The following is a 4,820-nucleotide window of genomic DNA, read 5'->3' on the forward strand; positions in this document are numbered from 1 at the left end:
AACCCGCGCCCTGATCGCCGGCTTCATGAAGGCGCGCACCGAGAACCTGCTGGGCAACCAGCCGCGCCTTGCGGACTTCCTGCTGCGCGGCGACAGCGGCACCCGGGCCTCGGGCGATGTCACCCGTGGCCGGGCCAGCTTCGAGATGTCCCATGCCTCCTCGGGCGGCTTCTGGACCCGGCTGCGCTATGCCCGCAGCCGCGAGGACGCCCTCGACAGCACCTATGCCCTGGCCATATTCGGCCGTCACATCGCCCTGCGCGACAACCTGCTGCTCGGCGCCATGCTGCAGCTGGACCATGCCGGCAGCCGGGATGGCATCGCCGAGGTCGAGGGCCAGGGCTGGCTGGTCGGCCCCTATGCGGTCTACCGCCTGCCCGACCAGCCGCTGGTGCTCAGCGGGCAGCTTCTCTACGGGCGCTCCAGCAACACCGTCTCGCCGCTCGGCACCTACCGCGACCACTTCGAGACAGAGCGCTGGCTGGCCACCCTCGAGCTGACCGGAGAGATCGTCACCCCGGACTGGACCTTGCATCCCTTCCTCTCGGCCCGCCATGCCCGCGACCGCCAGCAGGCCTATGTCGACAGCCTCGGCAACCCGATCGCGGCGCAGCAGCTGCAGGTCAGCACGCTGGAGCTGGGCACCGAGTTGACGCGCCAGCTGGCCCGGCGCGACGGCCAACAGGTGCTGAGCGGGGGTCTCTCGGCGCTGTGGTCCGAGACCCGCGCCACCGGCGCCGCGACCGAGCGCAGCGCAAGGCTGCGGCTTGAGCTGGGCCTGGGCGGCACCCTGCCCTCGGGCGGACGCTACAAGTTCGGCGCCTTCGCCGAGGGGCTGGGCAGCGGAGGCTACACCGCCCGCGGCATCGAGGCCAGCTACGCCCTCGACTTCTGACCCGGGTACGCGACGGGCACAGCACGGGGGGCGACCCCGTGCAGCACTCACGTCAAACCCGCCATCACCCATGAAAGAGGGCTGCCGTCACTCCAGACCGCGGCCCTCTTCAGGTTGCAGGCAGGCGCCTATCGAACATGCCGCCGGCCCGGCGCTGCAACCCTCGCAGGCATGGCGCGGCACCGTCCCCGCGCGCACACGGCAAATGCCCGGCAACCCTGCCCCTAAGACGCAGGAGGCGGCCCGCTCTACTTGTCGAGGTTCCTCAGCATGGCGCGCATGACCTTCAGGTGGATCTCGATCTCTTCCGGGGCAATGTCCTCGAGCATCCGCGCTTCGCACTCCAGCGCGATGGCCAGGATGTCGTGATGGACCTTCTGCCCGGCCTCGGTCAGCCACCACCTGCGGCGTCGCGGATCACTGGCCGTCGCCTCGAAGGTCGCCAGCCCCCGCTCGCCAAGAAGTTTCAGCGACCGGCTCACCGCGGCCTTGTCGAGACGAATGACCTCGCAGATGCGGTTGGCAGTGATCTCGGGCTCGATGTTGATCATGGCGATGACCCGCCAGTCGACGATGCCGAGGTTGAAGTCGCTGCGGTAGATGGCCGAGGTCTGTCGCTGCCAGGCGCTGCTGACGGCGCTGAGAAGGAAGGGCGCGTAATAGTCGATATCCAGGATCCGCACCCCGTCACGATGACGGGTCGGGCTGGAGATGCGGCGGTTCGACTGATCGGTCACGGTGTGGCGCCCCCCCGGGCTCAGATCCTATGCGGCTGTCAGGTCATAATTCCTTTCGCGCAGGCTGTCACGGGTGGCATCGGCGCCCTGCGCCAGAAGGCGGCGCGCCTGCATGTGCGTCCTGGCATCATTGACCGTTTCGACAGCGCTCAGGCGGTCCCCGCGGAAGCGGAGGACTGCGCCGCTGTCCAGCACCAGGCTGTCGTCGCCGGGACGGGCCAGACCGGCGATCTGCAGCTTGGCATCATGCTGGTCGGACCAGAACCAGGGCACCGCCGCATAGGGTGTCGCATCGCCCCGGACGATCGTCCGCGCGATGGCCCGGGCGTGATCGGTGGCCGCCTGGACGCTTTCCAGGCGCACCCGCGCGCCGCTGCCGGCCTCGGGGAAGGCCGCGCAATCGCCCAGGGCAAAGATATGCGGATCGGAGGTGCGCAGACCTGCGTCCACCACGATGCCGTTGTCGACGGCAAGTCCCGCTGCCTCGGCCAGTTCGACGTTCGGACGCACCCCGGCCGCCAGCAGCACCAGGTCAGCCGCAAGCCGGGTGCCATCCGCCAGGACGAGGCCTCCTTCCGTGACCTCGGTCGCGCCCTTGCCCAGGAAAAGCTCTGTCCCGAGGGTCTCGTGCAGCAGGCGGAAGCGCTCGGACATCTCGGCAGAGACGGCGCGGGCCATCAGCCGTGGCGCGGCCTCGGCCAGGCTGACCCGATGACCGAGAGAGGCCGCCACGGCAGCGAACTCGAGCCCGATGAAGCCACCGCCGACGACCGCGATGCGGCGCGGCCTTTCCAGCGCGGCCCGCAGGGCGGTGGCATCGGGCAGCGTGCGCAGATCCAGGGCGCGCTCGACGCCCGGCAGGGGCGGGCGCAGGTTGCGGGTGCCGGTGGCCAGGATCAGCGTCTCGTAGTCCAGCCTCTCGTCGCCGATGCACAACTGCCGCGCGGCCCGGTCGATGGCCGTGACCCGAGTGCCCATCCGCAGCGTGATCCCCTTGGCGTCGAAGACCGCCTGCGGGCGCAGGGTCAGTTTCTCCGCCTCGCCGGTCTTGAGATAGGCCTTGGACAGGGGCGGCCGCTGGTAGGGCAACCCCGGCTCGGCGCCGATCAGGGTGATCGGGCCTGCGTACCCTTCCTGGCGCAGGGACATGGCGGCCTGGAACCCGCCCTGCCCCGCGCCGACGATGACCAGGGGGCCGGTCCTCATACCTGCGCCTCCGGGAGATGCACGACCAGCCCGTCCAGCTCGGGCGTCAGGACGATCTGGCAGGACAGGCGCGAGGTTGGCCGCACCTCGCAGACGGCGCTTTCCAGCATGTCGTCTTCGCTCTCCGACCGCGTGCCGGTGCGCTCGATCCAGGCGTCATCGACGTAGCAGTGGCAGGTCGCGCACATCATCGAGCCGCCGCATTCCGCGACGATCCCGTCGAGACCACCGGCAACGGCGGTCTCCATGACGCTGTCGCCCGTCGCGGCCTCCAGCGTGGTCTCGGTGCCGTCGTGTTCGACGAAGGTCAGTCTTGGCATCACGATCTCCTCAGGCGGGGATGAGTTTCAGGGGAAGCTTGTCGAGCGCGTGGATGGCATTGTTGGGCCGCCAGGGGGCCGCGCCGTCGAACTCGATCCGGGCGACCTTCCGGGCCAGGGCGGTCAGCACCGCCTCCATCTCGGCGCGGGCGATGTTCTGGCCGACGCAGCCGTGGATGCCCGCCCCGAAGGCCATGTGGCCCATCGGGCGCCGGTCGATGCGGAAGCAGCCGGCATCCTCGCCCCATTTCCCGGGGTCGAGGTTGGCAGCGCCGAGCACGCAGAGGATCTTTGTGCCCTCCACGACCGGGAAGCCGGCGATCTGGCTGTCCCGCCCCGCGGTGCGCCCGAAGGTATGCACCGGCGAGGTATAGCGCAGCACCTCTTCGATGGCCGGGCGGACAAGCGAGGGATCGGCGCGCAACCGGTCCCATTCGCCCGGATTGGCGGCGAAGCAGTGCAGCGCATTGCCGATCCCGGTCACCGTGGTGTCCACGCCGGCCGAGAGCAGCGAGCGCACCAGCAGCGAGGCCTCGTCCGCAGCGATCTCTCCGGTGTCGGCATCGGCATAGATCATCGCGCCGATGCCATCTTCGGTCAGCCGCTCGCGGGCGCAGGCGGCCATGATCCAGGGTGCGATCTGCGCATTGCGGGCCAGCGCGGCCCGGCGCAGGGCATTGTCCGGTCCCATCGCGTTGAAGACGCAGGCGCCGTAGTCGACGAGAATGCGCTGGTCGACATCCCGCATCCCGACCGCAGGCGGAAAGACCGAGATCGGGAAGCGTTCGGCCAGATCCTCGACCGCCTCGATACGGTGCTGCGCGACCAGCTCCTCGACCAGTCGCTCGGCGGTCTCGGCGAACATCGCGACCAGGGTCTTCACCACCTTGGGCGACAGGGCACGGGACATGACGCGGCGGGTGCGGGTATGCTCGGGCGGATCGACCTCGAGGATGATCGAGGGCGGCCGCCAGGGTTCTCCGAGATGAAAGTCGTTCAGGCCGACGCCGCGGGACGAGACAAAGTTCTCGTGATCGCTGAACACCGTCCTGGTCGTCTCGTACTGGCCGCAGGCCAGCACCGACCAGCGCGGGATGTAGACCACCGGACCACGGGCGCGCAGTTCGCCGTAATAGGCCTCCGGGTCGCGCAGGATATCGGTATCGAAGGGGTCGACGTCCCAGACCGGCATGCCCTCGGGCGGGGTGATGGCGCGGTGGCCCTCGATCAGTTCCATGTCTCTCATGATCTCCTCCTCGGTCCTCCTTCAGGGGGCGATGCCGACACCGACGTGGCGATGCAGCAAGCTCTTGTCGGCGCTCAGGTCCGCAGCGGGCCCCTCGTGCACGATCGTTCCGTTGGCCATCAGGATGGCCCTCGTGGCGAAGGCCAATGCGGCCTCGGCATGTTGTTCCACCAGCACCACGGCGCGGCTGCCGTCCTTCGCCAGTTCCTCGAAGACCGCCATCAGCTGCTCGCAGATTACCGGGGCCAGACCTTCCAGCGGTTCATCCAGCAACAACACGTCGGGGCGGGTCAGTCAGGGTGCGGGCGATGGACAGCATCTGCTGTTCGCCCCCCCGAGAGCTGCATGCCGCCATTGCGCCGCCGCTCCTTCAGACGCGGGAACAGGGCGTAGGCCTCTTCCAGCGAGGCATCCCC

At 69.2% G+C, this 4,820-nt stretch carries 5 protein-coding genes and 1 pseudogene; 1 reads left to right on the forward strand and 5 read right to left on the reverse strand.

What is annotated here, in order from left to right; translation table 11 throughout:
• Window positions 1-895, forward strand: a pseudogene (locus tag OS124_RS27420) (autotransporter outer membrane beta-barrel domain-containing protein); the annotation flags it as partial.
• A gap of 248 nt (window positions 896-1,143) precedes the next feature.
• Here OS124_RS27420 and OS124_RS0109760 read toward each other — a convergent pair.
• Genes OS124_RS0109760 through OS124_RS27795 form a run of 5 tightly spaced genes read right to left on the reverse strand, consistent with a single transcriptional unit; the run spans window position 1,144 to window position 4,677 of the window.
• Window positions 1,144-1,632 carry a MarR family winged helix-turn-helix transcriptional regulator gene (locus tag OS124_RS0109760; protein ID WP_010139378.1) on the reverse strand — a complete coding sequence of 163 codons (489 nt, stop codon included), beginning with the start codon at window positions 1,630-1,632 and terminating at the stop codon, window positions 1,144-1,146.
• Window positions 1,633-1,659: 27 nt separating this feature from the next.
• A complete protein-coding gene (locus OS124_RS0109765; RefSeq protein WP_010139379.1) occupies window positions 1,660-2,838 on the reverse strand; it encodes an NAD(P)/FAD-dependent oxidoreductase in 1,179 nt (392 codons plus the stop codon).
• Complete coding sequence (locus tag OS124_RS0109770) at window positions 2,835-3,158, reverse strand: 2Fe-2S iron-sulfur cluster-binding protein (protein WP_010139380.1); 324 nt, start codon at window positions 3,156-3,158, stop codon at window positions 2,835-2,837. Before OS124_RS0109770 ends, OS124_RS0109765 begins: the two co-directional genes overlap by 4 nt.
• A gap of 10 nt (window positions 3,159-3,168) precedes the next feature.
• A complete protein-coding gene (locus tag OS124_RS0109775; RefSeq protein WP_237708099.1) occupies window positions 3,169-4,404 on the reverse strand; it encodes a cytochrome P450 in 1,236 nt (411 codons plus the stop codon).
• Window positions 4,405-4,425: 21 nt separating this feature from the next.
• The gene (locus OS124_RS27795; protein WP_010139382.1) at window positions 4,426-4,677 is read right to left on the reverse strand and encodes a branched-chain amino acid ABC transporter ATPase; all 252 of its coding nucleotides are present in this window, start codon (window positions 4,675-4,677) and stop codon (window positions 4,426-4,428) included.
• Window positions 4,678-4,820 lie beyond the last annotated feature (143 nt).

Source organism: Oceanicola sp. S124, from assembly GCF_000220565.1.
Taxonomy (GTDB): Bacteria; Pseudomonadota; Alphaproteobacteria; order Rhodobacterales; family Rhodobacteraceae; genus Pseudooceanicola.